The organism is Halovivax cerinus (assembly GCF_024498195.1).
Taxonomy (GTDB): Archaea; Halobacteriota; Halobacteria; order Halobacteriales; family Natrialbaceae; genus Halovivax; species Halovivax cerinus.
This window is the reverse complement of the sequence record NZ_CP101824.1, coordinates 2,434,770-2,458,694: the sequence shown is the minus strand read 5'-3', so window position 1 is coordinate 2,458,694 and position 23,925 is coordinate 2,434,770. Positions and strand designations below refer to the sequence as shown.

The 23,925-nt window shown below is 65.2% G+C and carries 18 protein-coding genes; 10 read left to right on the top strand and 8 right to left on the bottom strand.

The window, feature by feature from the left end; genetic code table 11:
- Positions 1–31: 31 nt before the first annotated feature.
- Positions 32–1,285 (top strand): glycosyltransferase family 4 protein, encoded by a 1,254-nt coding sequence (locus NO366_RS11515; protein ID WP_256530936.1) that lies wholly within the window; start codon positions 32–34, stop codon positions 1,283–1,285.
- A 45-nt stretch (positions 1,286–1,330) separates the two neighbouring features.
- On the opposite strand, the gene NO366_RS11510 is transcribed toward NO366_RS11515, so the two are convergent.
- Positions 1,331–2,011 carry a nucleoside/nucleotide kinase family protein gene (locus NO366_RS11510; protein ID WP_256530935.1) on the bottom strand — a complete coding sequence of 227 codons (681 nt, stop codon included), beginning with the start codon at positions 2,009–2,011 and terminating at the stop codon, positions 1,331–1,333.
- Positions 2,008–2,964, bottom strand: a complete 957-nt coding sequence (locus NO366_RS11505; protein WP_256530934.1) for a nucleotidyltransferase family protein — start codon at positions 2,962–2,964, stop codon at positions 2,008–2,010. The genes NO366_RS11510 and NO366_RS11505 overlap by 4 nt, the downstream gene beginning before the upstream one ends.
- Positions 2,965–3,172: 208 nt before the next feature.
- Between NO366_RS11505 and NO366_RS11500 the strand changes: the two genes are divergently transcribed.
- A complete protein-coding gene (locus NO366_RS11500) occupies positions 3,173–5,020 on the top strand; it encodes a phosphotransferase (RefSeq protein ID WP_256530933.1) in 1,848 nt (615 codons plus the stop codon).
- Positions 5,021–5,059: 39 nt separating this feature from the next.
- On the opposite strand, the gene NO366_RS11495 is transcribed toward NO366_RS11500, so the two are convergent.
- Together NO366_RS11495 and NO366_RS11490 are read right to left on the bottom strand one after the other, a co-directional pair.
- Positions 5,060–6,172: a glycosyltransferase family 4 protein gene (locus NO366_RS11495; RefSeq protein WP_256530932.1), complete on the bottom strand. Its 1,113-nt coding sequence runs from the start codon at positions 6,170–6,172 to the stop codon at positions 5,060–5,062.
- On the bottom strand, positions 6,173–7,816 hold the full coding sequence (locus NO366_RS11490; protein ID WP_256530931.1) for a sugar transferase: 1,644 nt from the start codon (positions 7,814–7,816) through the stop codon (positions 6,173–6,175).
- Positions 7,817–8,236: 420 nt separating this feature from the next.
- Here NO366_RS11490 and NO366_RS11485 point away from each other — a divergent pair, with 420 nt between their 5' ends.
- Complete coding sequence (locus tag NO366_RS11485) at positions 8,237–9,730, top strand: flippase (RefSeq protein WP_256530930.1); 1,494 nt, start codon at positions 8,237–8,239, stop codon at positions 9,728–9,730.
- Here NO366_RS11485 and NO366_RS11480 read toward each other — a convergent pair.
- Both NO366_RS11480 and NO366_RS11475 read right to left on the bottom strand, forming a co-directional pair.
- Positions 9,727–10,797 (bottom strand): hypothetical protein, encoded by a 1,071-nt coding sequence (locus tag NO366_RS11480; protein ID WP_256530929.1) that lies wholly within the window; start codon positions 10,795–10,797, stop codon positions 9,727–9,729. The two genes, NO366_RS11485 and NO366_RS11480, sit on opposite strands and share 4 nt — an antisense overlap.
- Before the next feature lie 50 nt (positions 10,798–10,847).
- Positions 10,848–12,137 carry a glycosyltransferase family 4 protein gene (locus NO366_RS11475; RefSeq protein WP_256530928.1) on the bottom strand — a complete coding sequence of 430 codons (1,290 nt, stop codon included), beginning with the start codon at positions 12,135–12,137 and terminating at the stop codon, positions 10,848–10,850.
- A 117-nt stretch (positions 12,138–12,254) separates the two neighbouring features.
- Here NO366_RS11475 and NO366_RS11470 point away from each other — a divergent pair, with 117 nt between their 5' ends.
- Both NO366_RS11470 and NO366_RS11465 read left to right on the top strand, forming a co-directional pair.
- Positions 12,255–13,316 carry a GDP-mannose 4,6-dehydratase gene (locus tag NO366_RS11470; RefSeq protein WP_256530927.1) on the top strand — a complete coding sequence of 354 codons (1,062 nt, stop codon included), beginning with the start codon at positions 12,255–12,257 and terminating at the stop codon, positions 13,314–13,316.
- Positions 13,313–14,338 carry a GDP-L-fucose synthase family protein gene (locus NO366_RS11465; protein WP_256530926.1) on the top strand — a complete coding sequence of 342 codons (1,026 nt, stop codon included), beginning with the start codon at positions 13,313–13,315 and terminating at the stop codon, positions 14,336–14,338. The genes NO366_RS11470 and NO366_RS11465 overlap by 4 nt, the downstream gene beginning before the upstream one ends.
- 174 nt (positions 14,339–14,512) lie before the next feature.
- Here NO366_RS11465 and NO366_RS11460 read toward each other — a convergent pair whose 3' ends face one another.
- Positions 14,513–15,685: a glycosyltransferase family 4 protein gene (locus NO366_RS11460; protein ID WP_256530925.1), complete on the bottom strand. Its 1,173-nt coding sequence runs from the start codon at positions 15,683–15,685 to the stop codon at positions 14,513–14,515.
- Positions 15,686–15,940: 255 nt separating this feature from the next.
- Here NO366_RS11460 and NO366_RS11455 point away from each other — a divergent pair, with 255 nt between their 5' ends.
- From NO366_RS11455 to NO366_RS11435, 5 genes are all read left to right on the top strand, one after another.
- Positions 15,941–17,680 (top strand): MDR/zinc-dependent alcohol dehydrogenase-like family protein, encoded by a 1,740-nt coding sequence (locus tag NO366_RS11455; protein WP_256530924.1) that lies wholly within the window; start codon positions 15,941–15,943, stop codon positions 17,678–17,680.
- 167 nt (positions 17,681–17,847) lie between these two features.
- Entirely contained in the window at positions 17,848–19,119 is a 1,272-nt protein-coding gene (locus tag NO366_RS11450; RefSeq protein ID WP_256530923.1) for a sulfatase-like hydrolase/transferase, read from the top strand.
- Positions 19,116–20,543, top strand: coding sequence for a sulfatase (locus NO366_RS11445; RefSeq protein ID WP_256530922.1), 1,428 nt, complete (start codon positions 19,116–19,118; stop codon positions 20,541–20,543). The genes NO366_RS11450 and NO366_RS11445 overlap by 4 nt, the downstream gene beginning before the upstream one ends.
- Positions 20,544–21,917 (top strand): O-antigen polymerase, encoded by a 1,374-nt coding sequence (locus NO366_RS11440; protein ID WP_256530921.1) that lies wholly within the window; start codon positions 20,544–20,546, stop codon positions 21,915–21,917.
- A gap of 481 nt (positions 21,918–22,398) precedes the next feature.
- Positions 22,399–22,872 carry a VanZ family protein gene (locus NO366_RS11435; protein WP_256530920.1) on the top strand — a complete coding sequence of 158 codons (474 nt, stop codon included), beginning with the start codon at positions 22,399–22,401 and terminating at the stop codon, positions 22,870–22,872.
- A gap of 54 nt (positions 22,873–22,926) precedes the next feature.
- Here NO366_RS11435 and NO366_RS11430 read toward each other — a convergent pair whose 3' ends face one another.
- Positions 22,927–23,793 (bottom strand): phosphatase PAP2 family protein, encoded by an 867-nt coding sequence (locus NO366_RS11430; RefSeq protein ID WP_256530919.1) that lies wholly within the window; start codon positions 23,791–23,793, stop codon positions 22,927–22,929.
- Between the last annotated feature and the right edge of the window lie 132 nt (positions 23,794–23,925).

The following is a 23,925-nucleotide window of genomic DNA, read 5'->3' as shown; positions in this document are numbered from 1 at the left end:
CCATGGCGGACGAGCGCGTCCGCGTTCGCGTATGACGACGCGATCGGATCCGGAGCGGCCACGCGTGCGCTCGTCCGTGGATCGGCCGTCGGTCGGAACGTCGGCGAAACGGTACTCGCTGGTCTACTTCGTCTCGACACTGTCCGCCGGTGGCGCGCAGATCGGCATGTCGAGGTTGTTCGCCGGACTCGATCGCGATCTGTACGACGTCACCGTCGTGTGCGCCTACCGGGGAACGGACGACGTCCGAGCGGCGATACCCGGGTGGGTCACGGTCCGCGAACTGGAGTCGGTCGCCCCGTGGCGACGACCGCTCGTCCTCTCGCGCACCGTCGCCTCGGCCGACGTCCTCGTCTGCTCGCTCTTTCACGCGACCCTCGTCGGCCGGGTGCTCGGGCGCGTACACCGGGTTCCGGTCGTGGTGAACTGGATACACAGCGAGCGCTTTTCCTCGCGACTCCGCGAGCGAGCGGTGGTCGCGACGAATCGACTCGCCGATCGGATCCTCGCCGACTCACCGGCGGTCGCGGAGGCACTCGTCGACGACGTCGGCGTCGACCCAGACCTGGTTCGGACGGTTCCGATCGCGGGCGTGGACACGGACGAATTCGTGCCAGCAGAGACCGATTCGGAAGGGACCACCGACGGTGGGCCCCGTCCGGCCGAAGCGTCGACACCCACGCCGCGGCGGCACTCGACCGCCCGTCCGCTTCGCGTCGCGACCGTGGGTTCGCTCGTCCCGCCGAAGAAACACGTTCGGGTGCTCGAGACGGCGAGAGAACTCGAAGCGCGTGCGGGAGCGCCGACGGTCCGGTTCACCATCGCGGGGACCGGGGAACTCGCTGACCGATTGCGCTCCCAGCGCGACGAGTTGGGCCTCGATACCGTCGAGTTCGTCGGGTTCGTCGACGACGTCGCGTCGTTCCTGCGACGACACGACGTCTACCTGCACACCTCCGCATACGAGGGACTCTGTATCGCTGCGCTCGAGGCGATGGCGTGTGGCCTGCCGGTCGTCTCGACACGAGTGGGTGGGCTCGCACACTACGTCGAGGACGGCGCCTCGGGCTACCTGCTAGACGAGCCCGACCCGGCCGCGTTCGCGGACGCACTGGAACAGTTCTCCGATCCGGATCGACGGCGCGCGTTCGGCCGACGGGGCCGCGAGATCGTCGAAACCTCCTACTCGCAGACGGCACTGGTGTCGACCTTCGTACGCGTCGTCGAGGAGTGTCTGGCGGAGGCGGAACTGACACGGACCAACCCGTCCGGTCTCCGAACGTGATTCGTATTCAGCTCGGTTCCGATCCACACGGGACCACGCCGGCGTTCACCGCTGCGCACGACGGGAGTCGGCTGCGACCGTCGAGAGGCGGGTGTCGAACGCGCGGCGGAGTCGATCTCGCGTCTCCTCGACGCCGTGTTCGCCGGTATCGACGGTGAGTATCGCGCCATCGGTATCGAGTGCTGCGAAGACCCGGTCGTAGGCGGCGCGTTTCGCCTCGTGTTCGGCGAGCGTCGTCCGTCCGTCCGACTCGCGCTCCCAGGCGACCGCGGTCGGCGCGACCAGACGGACGATCAGGGCCGGCGCGGGAACCAGTCGCGAGAGGGCGACGAGTCGCGATTCCTCGTACCCGTAGCGCCAGGCCACGCGGACGAGGTCGTCGTAGAGGTAGCGATCGAGGACGAGCACGTCTGCGGTGGCGTTCGCGAGGACGGTCGTCCAGCTCCCCCAGAGCCCGCGTACGAGGAAGATCCAGCCGCCAGCGCTCGCCGGTCCGGTCGCAGTCGATCCGGCCCGGGCCAGGTCGTCCTCGCGATCGAGGAATCGCGGCGCGATCGTGCGTTTGAGCGCCCCGGTGACACGGGTGTTCGGGCCGGTCGTCTGGGCCGCTCTGGCGTCGAGTCCGCGGTCGGCGAGCGACTCGACGAGGAGTCGCGTCTGCGTCGTCTTCCCGGCGCCGTCGATCCCGCACACCACCACGAGCGCTGGAAGCGACCGGCTCGTCATTTGACAACCCCCAGGAGGGCGTTGAGCGGCGGTTCGTACCACCCGCCCGTTCGACGAGCGTGTTGCAGCCAGGCTCCGACGAGTTGGCGGCGCGGATAGCGTCTCGGGAGAGACACCGACGCGGGGTCGTGCTCGATCGCGTCGACGACCGACGTCGCCGTCGTCAGCGCCAGGTCGAAGCCGGCCGGCCAGCCGTTGTCCACCGCGAGTCGACGAGCGCGCACCTGATCCGATTCCGCCGCGTCACCGAGCAGACGGACGATCTCGAGCGCTTCGACGAGTCGGAGGGAGAATCCCTCGAAGACGGTGTGCGCACAGTGAATCGCGGCGTCGACGACCGGATCCGGGTAGGCAACGCCGTCGATGCGACACCGCGAGTCGAGGACGGTCTCCGGCCGGAGGTAGGTGAGCCCGTTCCACGACACCGCACGGTGGAGGTGGACCGGGTGCCTGACCGGGTGTTCGTACAGCCGCTTTCCCGGCTCGGTCCGGGCGAGCGGGTGCGCGCGGAGCGACGTCCGCTCCCAGCCGCTGGCGGTGAGCAACTCGTCGGCGGCCGGCAAGTCAGCCGGGGAGACGAGGACGTTCAGGTCCCACGGGTGGTACGCGTGGTCGACGTTCGTCTTGATCACCGCGTACGGAATTCCCCGATCTGCGAAGTGGCCACCGACGGCCTCGAGGTCGAGTTCGAACTGCTCCGCGCGCGACCGTCGGCGTCGAAGGGCCGCCGAGAGGTACTCGGGGGTGGACGCGTCGAGCGCCCGACAGTCCAGCTCGCCCGTCCGATCCGCACCGATCGGTCCCTCCTCGCCGGCGAACAGCGTCTCAAGGACCACGGTCGCGACCCCGTTCGCGTCGGCGCGCCGTAACACGTCCGTCCAGTCGTCGGCCCCGGCGGTCGCGTACCTCGTCGCGATCGCCGCGGCGGACGGGTGGGCGGAATCGACGTCCATCGCCGGAGGTACCGCGGAGAGCCCTAAAGTGGTTGGCAGGGTGAACCGGCTGTACGGCGCCCTTACTCGGCGGGTCGGATGGACCAATCGCTCGATCGGCTCCGACACCGGTGGCCCCGACGCGAATGCTTAACCCCGACGGCGTGGTCCGGCCACTCGAACCCCCGTGGCCCGGTCACCGACGTGTCCGCACTGTCTTCGAGATGCGATGGACGACGAGGAGTGTCTCGTGTGCGGCCGCCACGTCTCGTCGCGCGGCGGCGTTCCGAGCACGACAACGGTCGTGGAACCCGATCCGCGCGCCGAGCAACTCCGGGAACTCGCCGGGCTCGAGATCGACGACACGATAGCGCCCGTCTTCGCGGCCCATCAGGTGGGCCGCCTCGACGACGAGGTAGTCGACCGGTTCTTCACGCGGCGAACGGTCGGCTGGCGAGTCCTGCTCGAACCGTACTGTGCCGGGCGGGCGCTCGTCGTCGGGACGCACGACGAGTCGGTGGCGCTCTCGGTCGCAGAAGCGATGGACTCTGTCTGGGTCGCGGATACGTCCGTCGCCTCCCTCCAAGCGACGGCGGCCGTCGCGAGCGCCGAGGGAACCGACGTCGAGCCGCTCCACGCGACGGTTGTAGACCTTCCGTTCCCCGACGGCGCCTTCGATCTCGTCGTGCTACAGTGTCCGGCGAGCGAACTCCCGAAGTACCTCTCTGAAGTGTCGAACCGCCTCGCGCCGGACGGCCGACTCGCCCTCGTCGTCGACGGCTGGATCCGCGAGCTCGGACTAACAGCACTCCTCGGACTCGCCCCGTCCCAGCGAGACGGGCTCGGTACCCGGATCGCCGCGTCGATCGACGCGATACCGGCCAGAGTGACCCGGGCGCTCGATCGACACGGGCTCGCCGTCGAACGCACGTACGGCCTCCTCTCCCGGGGTCGACACGAGAACGAACTCGCGTTCGACGCCGAGAGCGACGACGTACTGCCGTGGCTCCTCGGAGAGTTCGACGCGACGGCGGACAGAACCGGTTTCGGCGTGTTACGACGGCTGGTCCGGATTGGACGACGAACGCGTACGGTAGCGCAAACGTTTCCGCGGTACCTGTTCGTGTGCGGGCGATCGCCTGTGGCTACCCGACCCGATGCGCCGGTCACGGACGTGGTCAGCGTGGCCGGCAAGAACCGAACGAGCGTGCTGGAACTGGACGAGGGGATCCTCGCCGCCGTTCGAAAGATCCCGAACAGTCGGCGCCACGCAGCGGCGAACGAGGCGGCCGATCGTGCGACCCGCACTGCCTCGTCGGTCAGTTCCGTTTCGGCAACGATCCCGAATGCACGGACGAGGACGACGGTGTTCGGGCCGGAACGAGTCGAGCGTCCCGTCGACGGGAGGCCGCTCGATTCGGTACTCTCTCGGGACCCGGAACGTTTCGAACGGATTCTGGACGTCGCGTTCGACTGGCTACAGCGCCTGCACCTCGGCACGCAGTCGGGAGTAGTCCGAAAAGAGCCGGCTGACGTCGTCTCGGATCTCGCGCTCGACCGGCTCGGGTTGACGGATCCACCCGGAGTCGACCGGCCGATCGAACTCCCGCAGGTTCTCACGCACGGTGACTACTTCGGTTCGAACATCTACGTGGACACCGAAACGGACGACTGGGAGGTGACGGGCGTCATCGACTGGGAGTGGGCCAGCGTCGAGGGAATCCCGATCGTCGATGCCGGATTCGTTGCGCTCCAGTCGGCGACGTCGCTCTGGGACGGTTTCGAAACGGGGTTCGCACGGCTGTTCCTGGATCGGAACCCCTACTCGTCGGTCGTCTACGAAGACCTGGCCGAATACGGCGTGACGATCGGCGTCGACGCACGGGCGATGGCCACCTACCTCGCGATCGGCTACGTCGAACGCGTCCGAACGGAGGGTCAGTTGAACGGTCGGCTGGATATCGAGTGGGACGCGCGGATTCGGAACGTGTGGGATCACCGGGAGACGATCGAACGGCGAATACGGACGTGCAGTGGCGGAATCGAGTCACCGAAGCGTCCTCGACGGCGACGGTAACGACGAGCGCGAACCGCTCCGTCGGCGTCCGAACGGCCGTTATACGTGCCGGTCGGTCACCAGTCGCTCTAGCACCGTCGTCGTCTCCTCGACCGTTCGGTCCCACGAGAATCGGCTCGACGGTTCGTCTGTCGTCTTCAGATGACCGTTCGTCTCGATAACCGACTGGACGCCCGCCGCGAAGGCGCTTCCCGCATCGTCGGAGACGAACCGATCGGCCGACGTCCGGATCGTTCGCAACTGATCGAGATCGGACGAGACGACCGGGAGACCGGACGCCTGGGCCTCTAACATCGTTCGCGGCATACCCTCTGCCCGGCTCGGGAGGAGTAGCACGTCGCTGCTCCGGTAGAGTCTCGGCATCTCGTCGTACGAGACGTGGCCGAGGAACTCGACGTGGTCTACCAGATCGCGTCGGGCGATCGCCGTCTCCAGATCGTCTCGGAGCGGACCGTCGCCGCAGACGTACAGGGTGACGTCGTTGAGGTCCCGCCGGAGGTACTCCAGCGTCCGAACCGCATCCTTCGGCCGCTTTCCCTCGACGAGGCGTCCGACGAACAGGACGACGATACCGTCGTCGTCGATCAGGTCACTCGTCGGGCCATCGGGTGAGAACCGGTCTACGTCGATGCCGTTCCGGACGACCGCCACCGGTGTGGAGACGCCGTACGATCGAAGCCGTCGCTCGTCGACCTCGCTGTAGCAGAAGACGATATCCGCGCGGTTGAGCGTCCACCGACCGATCGAGCGCAGGTAGCCCTCGATCGCCCACGCCGGGGCGTTCTGGGAGAACAGTCCGTGGTTCGTGATCGCGAGCGGGATGTCGTCGAGCGAGCGCCTGATCGCGGCGACGTTCGTGGACGCGTACAGGTGAGAGTGAGCGTGAACGACATCGACGTCGTCTAAGTCCGCGAGTCGACGCGCGAGTCCGAGCGAGAAGTCGTTGCCGAGCACGCAGGCCGTCGGATCGAATCGGCGAATCGTGTAGCCGTCTCGTTCCTCGACGCGCGGGAGCGAGGCGTCGTGACGAACGGTCAACACGGTCACGTCGTGCCCGCGGGCCGCCTGGTCGCGACTCATCGCGTGAACGTGATACGGTCCGCCGCCGGGAACGTCTGGATAGACCTTCTGTGCCACGCGACAGATCCGCATTCAGGACGACCCTCCGTCGTCGCCGGTCGCCAGCGAGTGTGTATCCGTCAGGACGGTGTGAATCTGTGCGAGAACGATCCGAAGGTCCAGCAGGAACGATCGGTCACGGACGTACTCCAGGTCGTGTTCCAGTTTCCGGTGCCCGTCGGTGCTGGTGACGCCCCGGACCTGCGCCAGCCCAGTTAGCCCGGGTTTCACGAGCCATCGGCTGCGCCAGCCGGGCACCTCCCGTTCGAGGAGGCGTTCCTCCTCGGTCCAGACTGCTCTCGGGCCGACGACGCTCATATCTCCGACGAGGATCGAGGCGAGTTGTGGGATCTCGTCGAGGTGGGTCGTCCGAAGGAGCCGACCGACCCGGGTGATCCGTTCGTTCTGCTCGTCGCCGAGCGGCGCCGCGTCGTCGCTCTCCGGTACCATCGTCCGAAACTTCAGGAGCCGAAACTGCCGGCCGAACGTCGTCGTTCGAGGTTGCTCGTAGAACACCGGGCCAGCGGAGTCGAGGGTGATCGCCGCGGCGATGAGGAGGATGAGCGGGGTCAGAACGACGAGGCCGAACGCGGCGAACGCGAGGTCGAAGATGCGTTTCCCGAGACGGCTGTACCACGACCACGGGTTCAGGTCGACCCGATAGAACCCACCGTCGAGTTCCTCGGTGACGATAACGTGCTCGGCGAGAGAGGCCGGGACGAGCGCCGCGATGGTGTGATCGCGACACAGCTCTAGCGTCCCGAAGAACTCACAACGGTCAGCCTCGCCGATGGCCAGGGCGACTGCATCGACGTCGTGCGACGAAAAGATCGCATCCAGCCGAGACAAGCCGCCGAGACGAGGAACGCCGTCGATCGCCGCGACGCCGTCGAGCGTCGACGTCTCGACGACAGCCTCCGTTTCCGCGTCGATCGTCACCCTGTGCGGTGAACCCGAATTCCCGAAGTCGTGATCTACGTCCCTATCCCTGTCCTCGTTGCCATCCGACTCGTTTGCCGGCCGGCCGCCGTCGCTGCGCGGGCTGTGCTGGCCGTCGTCCTCCTCGGTGGGTGCCGGGACGCCATCCATCGGACGACGACCCGAACGATTGGCCGTCGAGTCCGCGTCGGTACCCCGTTCGTGCGTCGTGTCCACGCCGTCGACCCGGGGGTCTGGTGTGACGTGAAGCGGCGGAGAGACGAATCCATCTGGGCGGACAGGTAACGTCTCGATGGCGCGGCTGGCCAGGTCGGGATCGGTCGTCGCGACGAGCGTCCCACCGCCGCTTGGCCGATCGAAGCGAACGAACCAGCCAGTGAGCAACGTCGCCAGAACGACACCCGTTACGACGACGGTGGAAACGTCCGGGAACGCCGGCACGACGAGCGAGATGAGCGCGACCACTAGCGTGGCGACAGCCACTCGCCCTACCGTCCCGCGCAGGACCGTCCGTGGCCCCCACGGCCCGGAGACGGCCAGCGGTCCGACCGACACCGTTGTTACCACAGCGGTGACGACAGCGAAGGCGAACACCATCGGAACGCCCGAGACCGGTCCGGCCGATGAAATCGGCTCGCTGGACACGTCGCTGACGAGGGAGGCACTACCGGCAACGACCGCGGAGAGTGCGAAGACGCTCGCTAGATTCGCCAGGGAGCGACTCCGAACCATGCGCATGAACCCATCCGTCGACCGCCTGCCGGATAACCACGGACCGTCGTTTCAGTCACATACTTTAACTACCCACACGGCATCCGACCGGGCACTCGTGGCTCGATAGCTGAAACGCACCGACACCGCACCCGTCGCAGAGTAACAGTCGATTGACAGCGCGACCGCGTCGGCGGTCCGAACTGAACTCGTCGCCACACGGGCCGCTGGGACCACATCGATCGGGTCGGTTTCGAACAACTCGCGGGTGGCGAGGAATCTGAGAGCTGTGTGCGATCGGACCGTCTCTCGACACCACCGCGCCGACGGCTGCGTTCACAGCCGTCGGTTACTCGCCCTGGTCGGTGCCGCCCGCGGTGACTCCGAAGAGAGTAGGCACGAGCTACAGGCCAGGTGTTTTCCCACCCTCGCCGTCGGAGTACGGTTGTGTCGTTTCGAGAAATGATGGGGAGCGGCGAGCCGCTCCGGCGATCGGTCCTGTTCCTCGTCGGCGTCGCGTTCGCGGGCGCCGTCGTTGGAAAGGGGATTCGCTACCTCATCCAGTTCGTAATCGCCCGCGGGCTGGGGCCGGAGGCCGTCGGGTTCTTCGCGATGGGGCTGGTCGTCGTGAAGATCGGATCGCGGTTCGCGCAGGCTGGACTGGACAAAGCGGCCGAAAAGTACGTCTCGATCCACGAAGGGGACGGTGAGAGTCGAACGGTTACCGGCGTGGTTCTCACGACGGTCGGCTATTCGATCGCCTTCGGTGGTGTGACCGTCGTCGTACTCGTTGCACTCACAGAACTGTCCATCGGCTTCTTCGACGCGTATCGATCGGTGATTCGATCGTTCGTCCTCGCGATACCACTCCTCGCGTTGATGGAGATCGGCATGCACGCCACGAGAGGGTTCAAAGAAACCAAGTACTCCGTGTACACGCGAGAGTTTATCCAGAGTGGTGTCGCGCTGGGTTGTATTGCCGTGGCCGCGTTCGTATTCACGAGCCTGCAACTGGTGATCTACGCGTACGTCCTTTCGCTGGCCGTTGGCGTCGTCGCAGTCGGATATTATCTGTATCGGCTCGGCGCGTTCGAGTCGATCGGGAACCCGAACTTTCAGTCCCGTGAAATTCTGCTCTTCTCGCTCCCGCTACTGTTCGCCGGCGTCACCTCCTACGCCGCTTCCTGGGTCGATATCCTCATTCTCGGCGTCTTCGCCAGCCCCAGAGCGGTCGGCGTCTACCAGATTGCGTTTCAGACCTCCATGCTAATCACGATCGTGTTGAACGCGACCAACGTCATCTTTCCCAGTATCATCGCCGAGTCCTACCACCAGCGTGACACGGAACGGCTGGACGCGTTCTACATCTCGATCACGAAGTGGACGGCATACCTGACCTGCCTCGGCGCCGCGTTCGTGGTCGTCTTCGCCGAAGAGATTATGCGACTCTTCGGTCCAGCCTTCAGTGCCGGCGCCGTCGCGCTCAGCGTCCTGGCCGTCGGGCAGGCGACCGTAGCAGCCACTGGGCCGGGTGGGAACGTCCTGAAGATGACCAACTACGAGCGGATAGAGCTCTACAACGCCGCAGGAATGTTGTTCGTCAACGCGGCGTTGAACGTTTGGCTGATCCAGTTGTACGGTGTCTTGGGGGCCGCAATCGCGACGGCGTTTTCGTTAACCCTCCTGAACGTGGTTCGACTGGTGGAGGTCCGATACTTCGTCGGACCGACCCCTTACAACCGGTCCTACTGGAAAGGCGGCCTCTCTCTCGTTCCCGCCGTTGCGACGTTCGTCGCGTTCTCGAAAGCCTTCGGCGGTCCGCTGTGGATTGGAGTCGCTGCCGTGACCGGAACGATCGCGTTCGGCACAACGATCACCCTGCTCGGACTGGAAGACGGGGACCGACGCCTGCTCGAATCCATCGGCGAACGAGCCGGTTAGCGCAGGAACGACCGGATCCGGGCCTTCGTTTCGTCCGTCCACCCTTCCTGCTGGGGGAGTTGCAATCGATAGATGTCCGCGGTATCGACGAAGGACTGGAAAATCGCTCGCTCCCGATCGACGAGATCGCCGAGTTGTGGTCGTTTGAGCGGAGCGGCGTCTCGCATCGTGTCGTGAACGGTGTATATTTCCCTGAGGCGACTGTTCCATTCGTACTCGTTTATCACTTCGAGCATCGCCGTCAACTCGTCGGGGTCTACGCGTTCGAACGACGGCGTCGTCGATCCGGTGCTCTGGAGGAGGACGACTTTATCGACGCTCGTCGTCTCGGAGACCGATACGTCCGGGAACAACTGGTCGGGCCAGACCCAGTTGGATCGAGTGAGGAACCCCCGATTGAACAGGTCGAGGCCCTTGCCCAATTTCCCCGTACGATCATAAACGATCGAATCGAGAGCTGTACTCGCCGTCGCCAGAATATCTGTCAGCCTGTCCGGCGAGAGCGAGGGAAACGCGTTATAGTTGTACGAGAGCAGGTGGATCGGAATCGGGAACGGCCGGATCGTCCCGTCGGCGCCGACCCACATTCGATCGTCGGAGAGATACTCGCCGCCCTCAGCGAGCATCGTCAGCATCGTGTTGGTCTTCCCCGTGTGGCGCCACGCCGGGAAGACGATCGTCTCGCCGTCGACGGTCACGCCAGAGGCGTGGATGATCGCAAAGTCGCGTTCTGCCAACACCCTCCGCAGCTCAGCCTCCACGATCGCTCGCGTCCACGCGTTGTGGACGCCTGGCGTACAGTGGATCGACGTCCACTCCTCGTCCACGGTCCAGACGCCACCTTCGTTCGAGAGGACGAATCGATCGTCGAAGGTCGTGTAAAATTTCGATGGGCCACCAAGAATGCCGTCCGGATCGACGTCGACGTCTGTCACCGTGAGCTGCAGGTCGGGGTCATGTACCTCGTCCTCAGCGAAGTGGCGATAGACGAGATCGAGGTGGTCGGCGATCGCACCGGACCCGCGAATGGCCAGCCGAAAGTCGTCGTAAAAGCTGTACGATCTCACAGACGCTATTTCACCGTCGGCGGTGAAAAGTAACGTCGGCATTCGTCGCGCTACCTCGAGGGCGATTCCGACGGTTTCACCGTAGGTGACGGCGGTGAAGGGTGGACGACGCGTCGAATTAGCGCGAGATACGACTGGATGGCGACTTCTTTCGTGTACCTCTCGTCGAAGACCGTTCTCGAACGGGCACCCGTATCGGCTACGTCCTCACGATTCTCGAGCCACTCGCGAACGGCGTCGGCGATCGCTCCCGACTCGCCCGGTTCGACGGTGACGCCACAGTCGTGTCGATCGACGATGCGGGCGATTTCGGCGGATTTTGGGGCCACGGCGAGGATAGTCTGTCCGCTCGCGAGCGCGGTGTAGAACTTGCTTGGCACACAAAGCCCCTCGACGGCCTCGTCCATCGTCACCAGGGCGACGTCACCGCTCGTGAGAGACTGCGGGAGGACGGACGTGGGCTGGTAGGGGAGAAAGGAGACGGAGTCGAGGTCGTGTTCCCGGGCGAGCGCCTGCAGCCGCTCTTTCTTGCCGCCGTCACCGATGAAGACGAATTCGACTCCGTCGACGCCGTCGGCTTCCAGCAGCCGGGCCGCGTGAACGACGCTTTCGAGTTCGTGGTGGCGACCGAGGTTCCCGGAGTACAGGACCGTCAGGTCCGCGTCGAACCCGTGTTTCCGGGCGAACTCGTTTTCGGCCTTCGGAATCGGTTCGATCTCGTCGCCGTCCTCCCAGTTGTGAATAACCGCCACCGGGACAGGTCCGTAGCGTTCCTGGATCCGCTCGGCCATCCGCTCGCCGATGGTCACGGTGACGACGGCCCGCCGATACGCCCGCCGATTCGCCCACTCCCACGCCCGGTGTACGATTCCTCCTGCGTCGATATAGCCGAGGGCGACGGCCATCTCCGGATAGAGGTCCATCACGATCGGGACGGGTCGATACCCTCGCCAGCGTAGAGGGACAGTTGCCACGGGGAGAAACGATGGGGCCGTCGGCAACAGCACGACGTCGCCGCGCTGGCGAACGAAGAGGAACGCGGACGCGACGAGGAAGAACGTGAGTTCGTTGAGCATTCGCTTCGCGACGCCGTCGTTTCGGTCGAACCGGGTTGCGGGCAACCGGCGAACGTGTACGCCGTCGATGACCTCGTCGGCTGGCCGTTTCGACGCGCGGTCGTCCGCCGTGTACGACGGCTGGGTAGTGACGACGGAGACGTCGACGCCGCGGTCGGCGAGGCCGGACGCGAGTTCGGTCAGCACGCCCGCGTTCGCGGACGTATCGGGGCGATAATACTGTGACAGGAGAACGACGCGCGGTTCGGACGACGCGGTGGTCATGCCGACGATGTCCCGGGGAAGCCAGGTAAACCGTTTGTGCCCGAGCGCCGGAGAAATCGTCACCTACACGTGACTGTACTGTAACGTTCTTGCCGATCGGAATGGCCATCCGCATCGATGGACCTCTACACCCAACTCGCAGAACGGCCCACGTTCGTCACCGGCGCGGACGGGTTCGTCGGCTCCCACCTGGTTGACCGGCTCGTCGAGATGGACGCGGACGTCCACGCGTTCGTCCGCGCGACGTCGAGCGGCGAACTGAAGAACATCCGTGGCCACGGCGAGGCCCTGACGATCCATCGAGGAGATTTGCGTGACAAGCACTCCGTCGAACGCGCGCTCCGTCCCCTGGCCGAGCACAGCGACTCGCTGCTCTTTCACCTCGGCGCCCAGGCACACGTCGGCGAGTCATGGGACCGGCCGTACGAAACGATCGACACGAACGTCGTCGGGACGCTCAATCTCCTGCAGTCCATCGTGGATCTGGACCTCGACATCGCGGCGTTCGACATGGCCGGTACGAGCGAGGAGTACGGCAACCCGAACGAGGAGATGGTCGAGAAGTACGAGTACGACGGGAACGATCGGGTGCTGTTGAGCGAGCGTTCGCCCGTCAATCCGACGAGCGTCTACGCGACGTCGAAACTCGCGGGCGACTTCCTGACGATGAACTACCACGACGCCTACGGGCTCCCGACGCTCACCACGCGAATGTTCAACAACTACGGCCCGCGGCAGAACCCGCGCTACATCACCGGGACGATCATCACGCAGGCACTCGAACGCGACATCGTCGAACTCGGCAACCTCGAATCGAAGCGCGACATGTGCTTCGTCGAAGACGGCGTCCGTGGGCACCTCCACGTCGCCCTCGCCGGCAATCCCGGCGAGCAGTACGTCTACGGCTACGGCGAGAACGTCTCGATGCGAGACTGGGCCCGGACGATCCTCGACGTCGGGGCGGAAGCAGAGTACTGGGAGCTCCCGGAGATCGTCCAGCGAGAGGAACGGTTCCGACCCGGCGACAGCGACGTCGAAGAGTTGCTCGTCGGCTACGAGAAGTTACACGAAGAGACCGGCTGGAAGCCGAGCGTGCCCTGGCGCGAGGGAATCGCCCGGACGATCGAGTGGTACGCGAATCACCCCGAAAAGTGGTACGGGAGGGTCGACTGGCGATGAGCGACGAAGAACGGAGGACGAGCGACGGTGAGCCGGTGGCTGACGGGGGACCGGTGAGACGCGACGAAGCGTACTGGGACGACACGACCGTCATGGTGACCGGCGGCGCGGGCTTCCTCGGCGGTCACCTGGTCGAGGACCTTCGATCGCGCTCGGACAGTGTCGAGATCTTCGTGCCGCGAAGCGACGAGTACGATCTGCGGGAGAAACCGGCCATCGAGCGGGCACTGGACGTGGCGGAGCCGGACGTCGTCATCCACCTCGCGGCCAGCGTCGGCGGCATCGGTGCCAACATGGACAATCCCGGGCGATACTTCTACGACAATGCGGTGATGGGTATCGAGTTGATCGATGCCGCACGGCGCCACGGCGTCGAGAAGTGTACGATTCTCGGAACGATCTGTGCGTACCCGAAGCACACCCCGGTTCCGTTCAGCGAGGACGACCTCTTCGATGGCTATCCCGAGGAGACGAACGCACCGTACGGAATCGCGAAGAAAGCCCTCCTGACGCAGTCGAAAGCCTATCGCCAGCAGTGGGGGTTCAACAGCATCTACCTCCTCCCGGTGAACCTGTACGGTCCCGGAGACGACTTCGATCCCGAGACCTCCCACGTCATCCCTGCAATACTTCGAAAGTGTATCGAAGCTCGCGAGCGCGGTGACGAATCGATCACCGCCTGGGGCACCGGCGACCCCACGCGCGAGTTCCTCTACGTGAAAGATGCCGCCGAAGGAATTCTCGACGCGACCGAACGCTACGACTCGTCGGAGCCGGTCAACCTCGGGAGCGGGTCGGAGATCAGCATCCGGGAGTTGGTCGAGACCATCGCCGACGCGACCGGGTTCGACGGCCGTATCGAGTGGGACACCTCCAAGCCGGATGGGCAGCCCCGACGGAAACTGGATACGCGACGGGCGAGGGAACGGTTCGGCTGGGAGGCGACCACGTCGTTCCGCACGGGGCTTCGCGAGACCATCGACTGGTACGAGCAACACCGCGAACCGATCGAAGCCCAGTAAGGATCCGGTATGCGGACAAATTGTATCGGTCGATACCCACTAAAGCGCACTTTCCGGGGTCGATCCGTCGACAGGAGCTAGCAGACACGCGTCGAAACGGATCCGCACCACCAGCAAACGAAGTCGCGGCGAGTGATGTGGGCGGGACGACGCTTCCCGGTCACTACGTTCGGCCTACGATGAGTACGCTCGCACCCGAGGTTCGTCGGACAGCTGACGGTACAGTCCGTCCATCTCGTCGAAATACGCGTCCGGGTCGAATCGATCGAACGCACGATCGGCCCCGGTTCGTCCGAGACGCGAGCGGAGCGTGGGCTCCGCCGCAAGTCGCCGGATGTGACCGACGATCGTCTCCGTATCGCCCCGCTGGTCCACCAGGTAGCCGGTCTCCCCGTCGTCGATCTGCTCGGGAATACCGCCGCTCGTCGATCCGATCACCGGGAGCCCCGCCGCCATGCCCTCCAGGACGACACCCGGGAACGGATCCTCGTGCCGCGGGACGTGGATCAGGGCATCGGCCGCACCGAGGACTTCGGTGAGGTCCGGGTAAAAGCCCGTCATGGCGACGTTTTCGAGGCCGGCCCCGCGTCGACGGAGTGAAGCGGCGTACGCCTCGTGGCCGTCGACGTCGCCGCCGACGATGGCGTACACGATGTCCTCGTCCCAGGTTCGTCCGGCAGCGTCGAGGACGCGATCCTGGCCCTTGTTCCGAATCAGTTTGGATACGTTCACCACCAGAAACGCGTCCTCGTCGATGTCGAACGTCGCCCGAAATCGCCGGCCGTCAGGGAGGGACTCGAAGCGTTCCGGCGACGGTAGGCCGTCGCGAACGACCGTCACTCGCGGTCCGTCGAACCCGAGGTCCCTGAACAGACACTCGGCAACCCTGTCGGAGACACAGACGACACGATCGGAGAATCGGTAGGCGAGCGAACCGAGGACGTTCCGCATGGGGGAAGACGTCCGACAGATTCGAACGTGACAGACGGTCTCGACGTCGCTCACCCGGCCGGCGAGTAAGCCGGCGAGGTAGGTGACCTCGTTGACGTGAACGATATCCACGTCGTGGGCGCGAATTACGGACCGAAGGTCCGCAACGGCGTCGAAAAGTGCGGCCGGATAGCGAAGCTGACCGAAAAGTGATCGCCGGCGGCTGAGCGGCTTCGACCAGCATCGTACCGTCGGAACGCCTGCTTCGTGATACCACTCCGCGATACCGCCGTCGGCTGGCAGCGCAGCGAGGGTCCGGTGACCCCGCTCGCGCATTCGATCTGCCAGCCGGAACATCCACTGCGACGCTCCACTGTGGACCTGCGTCGAGGACCCGTAGTAGAGAACGCGGGGCATGGAGCGGAACCCGACGGCGTCGGTCATAAATCCACGGCGCGCGAGTCGAGCACCCGGCCGACACCAGTCCCTCTCCGGACGACCTCCAGAATCGTAACGGCGCCAACTCGCTACTCCGGTGACGACTGTCACGGCACGAGCGGATACGAATTAAGGCGACGCGACGCGACACTTCCGTTCACAATGTCGACGCGGATCAACCGAATCGAAGCGGGCGAATCGAACCGCCATCCGCCGCTCGAACGGGTGTGACCAGTGCGCAGCGCACGTTCGGACGAGGCCCGCTATCGACGATTAGCCGACCTCCTCGCTCGTCTGAACCCCGCCGACGCCTTCGACGAGTTCGTCCGGACGAGCGACCGTGGTGACGAAATCCTAAAACGGTTCCTACAGACCAGAACGGCGTGCTGGCGACTGTTGCTCCCGGAGGAACTTCGGGGCCGGTGTCTCGTCTGTGGCTTTCGACCCGGGCAGACCGGCATCCTCCTGTCGGCGATCGCCGACAGCGTGACGGTCCTGAGCGGATCCGAGCCGGAGCTCGGAGCGACGCGTGCGATTGCCTCGGTCGAACACGCCCAGATCGAGACGGTTAGGGGGTCGCTCGACACCCTCCCGGTCGAGCCGAACTCGTTCAATACGGTCGTCGTTACCGCGACCAGGAGCGAACTGAACGCCGCAATCGAGGCGCTCGACGCGGTTCTCGATCGGGACGGAACGCTCGTCGTTCTGACGAACGGCTTACCGCGGGAGGCAAAACTGACCGATCTGCTCGGCATCGAACTCGAACCCGTCGCCAGAGACGAGACGCTCACGAGTGCGCTCGGCTCGACGAAACGTGCGTTCCGCCAACTGTTCGCCCGGTCGGGATTCGACGAATGCGAAACGTTCGCACGACTGTCCTCGGCGCGTCGAAAGAACGAGTGGGTGTTCGACGTTTCCGACCGAGACGTCGTCGAGTGGGTGTTCGGCGCGAACGACAAGGCTGGCATCACTGGCCCGCTCCGGCTCGGAAAGGCGCTCGCGAGGCTGTCGGCGGGGCTTGGGCTCCTCGACCAGTGCTACCCGGAGTACCTCTTCGTCGCCAAACGGAGCGGTACCCCCGTCACCCGAGATGGGCTGCTCATGTCCGGCCGGAACCGATCGACGCTGCTCGCGATCGAGGAGGGCACGATCACCGAGGCGGTGAAACTCCCGAACAGCACCCGCCAGTCCGTGTTTAACGCCAACGAGGCCGTGATCACCGCTCGGCTTCGAGACGATTCGGTCACCGGGATCTCGCAAACGCGGCTCGAACCGTCCCCCTTCGGCCCCCAGCTCGTGGAGGAGCCGATCAACGGGACGACGCTCAAACATCGGATGGAACCGACCCCGGAAGCCCTCCATCGGACCGGATCGATCGCGATCGACTGGCTCGTCGGACTCCAGAAAGCCTGCAGAGGGAAGCGCGTCCGACTAAGCCACGCCGAACTCGCCGCGCGATCGAGCAGCGGTGATCGCCTCCTCTCTTCTCCCGATTCACCTCCGGACCATCTGGATCTGTTCCCGGCACCCGTACACGGCGATTTCTTCGGCTCCAACGTCTACGTCGAATCGGAGCGCGTAACCCGGGTCATAGACTGGGAACGCGGCGAGCTCGACGGAAACCCGATCATCGATCCGGCGTTCTTTCTCCTTCAGTACGCCGACTACGTCGGCGAGACGTTCTGCGATGGGTTTCGAACGATGTTCGTCGACGATCGCCGTTACCGCGCCGTCGTCTCGTCGCTCGTCGGCCGGTACTGCGACGGCGTCGGTCTGTCGCGTGATGCGTTTCTCGCCTGCTTTCCGGAGGCCTATGCCCGACGGCCACCGATCGCCAAGGGCATCAACTGGCGACTCGACATCGACTGGATCGACCGCCTCCGGTACATTCGATCGCACGCGCCGGCGCTCGAACGAACGATCGGCGAGGATCCACACGCACGAGTGCCATCGTCGCTCCCGCCGAAACAGTGAGCAGTCGGGAGCATGACACGGTCCCGATCGCTGCTTCTACAGATCGAACGACTGGCAGTCGTGCCGTCAACGACCGGTCCAGTCGGCGATCGAACTCTCTCGAACCTCGTGAGTGTCACCGTACGATCCGACTAGCGTTATCCGTGCGGTCGGTGACAGAGCAGCCTATGCTGACGCAGTGGCCCGAATCAGCCGCGTCATTCGACGCGACGAACGTCTTCGTCTACGTCGGCGACGCCGTCAGGTGGGACCACACGCCGAATCGACTCCTCGATCGGGGCGTTTCGTGCGAGACGATCGCCGCGTCGACACACAGCCCGACGTCATTCGCGTCGCTCGCTACCGGGTGGGCACCGCCACGGCACGGCGTCCGAGACTTCACCGACCGGCTCCCTGCCGACGCGCCCACGTTCTTCGACCTCCCGGGGTTCGACACCCGGTTCGTGAACTCGGTTCGGGACCAGCCGTCGGACGTGGACCCGATCTACTCGGTGCTCGACGTCGAGCCGCCACCGACCGATCACCCGTTCGACGGGATCGACGAACCATTCGCCGTGATGGAGCGCGGGCCCGGTGGTCACGCCCCCTACGGGACGTTCGAGGGGACCGCGTGGGAGTACTTCGAAGCGCGCGGGAGTCAACCCGCGAGCGAGTACGAACGTGAGTACGCCACGGCCGTCGCGGACGACGCCGATCGATTCGAACGTCGGCTCGACGAACTCGACGACCGTGGACTCCGTGAGGAGACGCTGGTCGTCTACACGTCGGACCACGGCGAACTGCTCGGAGAGGGTGGCGTGCTCGGACACAACGCACCCATGCACCCCGCCCTGGTTCGGGTCCCGACGGTGTTCGTCCATCCGGATCTGCCAGCGACCCGCCTGACGTCGGGGGTCTTCAGACACGTCGATCTCCGTCCGACGATCGTCGACGCGCTGAACCGTGTGTCGGATACGAGTGGGCGGCAACCGACGGCCGCCGGAGTGAGTGAAGGGCAACCGACGTCGGACCGAACGGCCGAGGCGGCCGCGGGCGACGGAGTGAGCCGCATCGGCGAGCGGCTTCCGAGGTACGGATCGTCGTTCTACGAATCGTCGCTCCCGGTGCCCGTCACGTCGCGCGTCGAATCGATCCGCTACGAGGGCGTCTGGGACAGGGGTGGCGGTCGCGTCTTCGCCGCCTCCCCCGCGCACGAACGGCTCGCCGCGCTCGGCGGAAAGCTGCTCAAGAGTCCGACGCGCGATTTTCTGCGGGCAAACCTCGGCGCCGCGATCCGGTCTTACGCCGCGGGAGATCGGCGCTTCGGAAGTCCAACCGTTTCGCGGTCGGGAGCGCGCAATGCACTGGACGCGCTGCGCGCAGAGGCGACCCGCGGACGGGCGGTCTCACTCACCGACGAACAGCGAACGCGACTCGAAGAGTTGGGGTACCTGTCATGACTGATCCAACTGGCACTCGACGATACAACGTCGTCCTCGTCGTCCTCGATACGGTCAGGGCCAGGCAACTCGGCCTGTACGGCCGAGATCGTGACCCGATGCCCGCCCTCACGGAGTTCGCCGAGGATGCCACAGTATTCAATAGCGCGTACACGAACGCGCCGTGGACCGTCCCCGCCCACGCATCACTCTTTACGGGAACGCTCCCGTCCGAACACGGGTGTCACGGCGGGTCGCTCGAATTCGATCCTGGCGGCCCGAGTCTCGCCGAAACGCTGTCGGCCCAGGAATATCGAACCCTGGCACTCAGCAACAACGTCTGGATCAGCGACCACTTCGGCTTCGACCGCGGCTTCGACTCGTTCTACAAGGAGTGGCAACTCTTCCGGGAGGCACAGGAACTCGGACACGCGTTGAAAACCGGCGATCGATCACGGCTAGCCCTCCTTCGAGCGTTCGCGAGCGGGAACCCCATCGAAAACGCGCTCAACGGGCTCTACGGAAAGTACTGGTATCGACGGTCCGACTTCGGTGCGAAGCGGACCACGAACCACCTCGGATCGGTCCTGGAAGACGTTCGGGAGCCGTTCTTCGCGTTCGTCAACTACATGGAAGGCCACGCGCCGTACCAGGAACACCCGCATTCGAGAGCGTATCTGCCGACCGATCTCGACGACGCTTCGCGGTACACCGAGCTGAGCGGGCGCAGCGTCGACTACCACGCCGGCGCGCTCGCGCTCGGCGACGAGGAGTTCTCGATGATGGAATCGCTCTACGACGGCGAGCTCCGGTACCTCGACGCCCGGTTGCGCCACGTGTTCGACGCGCTGGCAGCGCACGACCTGCTGTCGGAGACGATCGTCGCGATCGTCGGCGACCACGGCGAAAACATCGGCGACCACGGACTACTGGCCCACCGGTTCTCGGTGCACGACACCCTGTTACACGTCCCGCTCGTCGTTCGCCACCCCGATTCGGGCCGTGGCGAACGCGTCTCCGATCCGGTCGATCTGGTCGACCTTCACAACTGGCTGCTAGACGCCTCCATCGACGGAGCCGATCCCACGACGATGCCTTCGCCCGGACCGATCGTGACCGAATACCTGTCGACCGACTACGCCCCCGAGACGACCAGAGACGACTTCACATTCGAGGGAAGCGCGTACGATCGTCGATACGCGGCCGCCCGAACGGAGTCGCACAAACTCGTCGTCGCGGACGACGGAACCGAACGACTCTACGCCGCCGGCGACGGCCCCGATTTCGAGCGGGACGGGAGAGAAATCACAGAACCCGGTCGGACCGAACCAGCACTCGTTTCGACCCTCCGTGAGGCGTGCCCCGAGTTCGATCACCGTCTGGGTGCGACCGACGATCACCGAGCCGCGGTCGAGTCGCACCTCGAAACACTTGGGTACCGCTAAATGACTGGTAGCGTTTCACCCCTCCTCGTCGGCGACGCGGTGACGTCGCCACGCGTCCAGCTCGTCGCACTCGCGACGATCGGACTCCTCGTCATCTCCATCGCGTACCTGCGAGACCGCGACATCTTTTCGCCGATGGGGTTTCTCGGGCTCGCGTTCCTGATGGGCTGGTTCGGACCGGCGATCGACTACGCCATCGCTGGCGACCCCGACGGCCTCCTCCTCGGGCACGGGATCGAGTACCTCGTCGCTCCGATGGCGTTGAGCGTCCTCGCCGTGGGATTCGCCGTCGTCGGCTACTCGCTCCCCGTCGGTCAGTCGATAGCGGATCGAGCGTGGCGACCCAGCCTCGACTGGCACGGCGAACGGGCACGACGAGTCGTCGCCGTTTACGCCGCTCTCGGCGTCGCCTCGGTCGCAGTGTTCGTCTACACGACCGGTGGGATACCAGCCTCAGTCGGCGACATCTCGCGAAAACGGTATCCACCGACGGAGTACATTCGCTGGGGGACAACGCTGCTTCAGGTCGCCGCAATCATCTATCTCGTCCACCTCTCTGCAGCGGTAGAAACCCGCAAACTCCACCACTATGGACTCGCCGGTATCATGATAGTCGGCGCCAGCCTTACGCCCTTCTACGCGAGCAATCGATCCGGACTGCTGTGGTTTTTCGTCCTGTTGGTGGTCATCTTTCACTACACGTGGCGTCGTATTGGGCCGACACTTCTATCCGGATTCGTGATTGCCTTCTCGCTGTTGGCGGGGTTAATGGCAATGCTTCGCCGGTTGGCCTGGAGTTCGAACGTTACATCCGCCGACCTGCTGCCATTTCTCCTCTCGCCTCGCGTTGTCGATCCGATCGTGGGCGCCCGGACGAACGGAATATCTATCGTCAGCCACATCTACCACCGTGTACCGGCGGATCTCGACCCGGCATACGGTCAGTCGTTACTCCATCCGATCGTCTTTCCGATTCCACGACGGCTCTGGCCAGCGAAACCAAAAAACATCGGACAGTTCTTCGGAGAGACGATCTACGCTCAAGGGGTCGGCATGCCCGGCGGCGGCGTCCCGCCCTCGCTCGTGGGAGAACTGTACTACAACTTCATGCTCCCCGGTGTCCTCGTCGGGACGTTCCTGTTCGGCATCGTGCTCAGGTTCGGGTACGAGTACTTCGATCCCAATACGGACCACAACAGTTCGTACGTCGCGCTGTACGGCGTGTTCGCGATTTACCTGGGCAATCAACTGTTCCTCGGCCAGGCCACGTCCCTGTTCAAAGTCTTCCTGATGGGTACTATCTACTGCGCCGCGTTCGCGTACATCTCGGCACCGGCGCTGCGTGAATCGACGACGAGTACCTTGCCGAGTTGATATCCGTTTCCAGACTGACGCCGTCGGTTTCTTCGCCATTGAAATCAGGTATCCGAACCGAGACAGTCGCCCACGACGGATCGAGCGCGGAATGCTGCCCGAAGCCTGCTTTCGGGGCGAGTCGTTCATTTCCGTATCGTTGCGTCGAGTTGCCTGGCAGTACCGACGCCGCGACGCACTGACAAGTGAAACGATCCGATCTAGTGTCGCTCGCCCGGGCACACCATATAAAATGCGAACAGTTGAAGGCGCCCGCTTTGGCCCGCCGGATTCTGCCGTCCGTACGTGTCCGACAAATCGCGATTACCGCGGCGACAATTCCTGATTAGTTCTCTGTTGACGGCGGTATCGACCGCGGCCTGCGCCGGGACGGCCAGTGCGAAAGAAACCGCGGTCCCCGACGGATACGCGGACGCTGGATACGGCAGGACTGCCTACGGCACCGTCCAATAACGCCGGGTTACTCCCGACTCACGATACGATGAGCGATTCGACGGATCCTCCGCTCGAAGGACGAACCGACGCCGACCGACGCACCACCCGCAACCAGCTCGTCGTCCGCTGGCTCACCCTTCTCGCCGTCGTCGGCGTCGTCCTGCTCGGTTCCATCACCGCCGCATCGCTCCCGGTCCCACCGGGCACGTCGCTGCTCGGCCTCACGGCGAGCCAGACGCGGCACCTGCTCGCGTACGCCGGACTCGCCGTCGTCCTGGCGCCGATCGTCACCGGAACCGCGCCGTCAGACCGCGGCGTGGGCCGCCTCGCACTCGTGGTCTGTCTCGTGATCGGATTCGGCGCGGCCGTCGAGCTCGTCCAGGCCGGGCTATCACATCGGGCCGGCACCGTCGCGGACGTCGGCGTGAACGCCGTCGGGGCGGCACTCGGGCTCGCCGGCGTCGAGGTGCTCGTAACCGGCGTCGAACTGCTCGCACGCGTCCGTGACGGGTTCCGGTGAGACGGGATCAGCTGTGGGTTCTGGAGGTGTGATGCGATTCGAGGGATAACGGCGTCACTCCGCCGACCGCCCGGTCGGCAGCGACCACGGCACCGTCCGTCCGGCCAGTAGCCACCCCACCGCACCGCCGACGCAGCCGAGGAACGCGAGGAGACCGTCCGTCGTCGCCCCCGTCACGAGGAGCGCGACGACGCCCAGAACGGCGGCCACACCAAGCGCGCGCCGCGGGTTCTCGTCGAAGAGGACGCCGGCGGTAACCAGGAAAGCCACGCCGACCGTGATGGAAGCGACGACGTCCGGCAGGTAATGGACGCCGAGGACGAGTCGGGAGACGGCGACCAGTCCGACGGCGACCGATGCGATGAGCAGGCGCCGCTGACGCGTCCCCCATCGGCCCCAGATCGCGAGCGCGCCCCAGAGGAAGGTCGCGGCCAGCGTGTGCCCGCTCGGAAAGCCGTGTCCACCTCGCTCTACCGCCTGTAACTCGGCGGGCGGCCGCGGCGCACCGGCTATCGTCTTCAGAATCAGCGTCACCGCCAGTCCACCGAGGACGACCCCGACGACGAACGCGGTCCGGTCGGAAACGAGCCGGTCGCGCGACGTGCGACGCCCGCGACGGAGGTCGAGCAGGATCGTCAGGACGAGCCCGCCCACCACGACCGCCAGGTCGCCGAGCAGCGTCACCGCGTCGGCGAGCGGGACGATCCACGAGGGTAGTGACCCGCGGATCGAGCGCGTCACGCCGACGTCTCGACCAGTGACGACCGCTGACGGGTCGACGTCGAACGGACACACGGCTGTGCGGTCGAGTCCGAACCCATCGGCCTGCGCCAGACCCACGTCGAGCGCGGCGAGAGCGCCCCGGTTCAGGCCCGATGCGACCGCGGACATCGAATCCAGTCCGAGCGTTGTCGCGTCCACTGTGTCGGTCCACGACGAGCAGGCACTTCAGTGTCGCTCTGGAACGTGTCGGCTCCCGCGCCGTTCGCGCGGATGGAGACGGCGTCGCCTTCAGTACAATTCGGTTACTCGGAAGGGTTGCATTAGATAGGC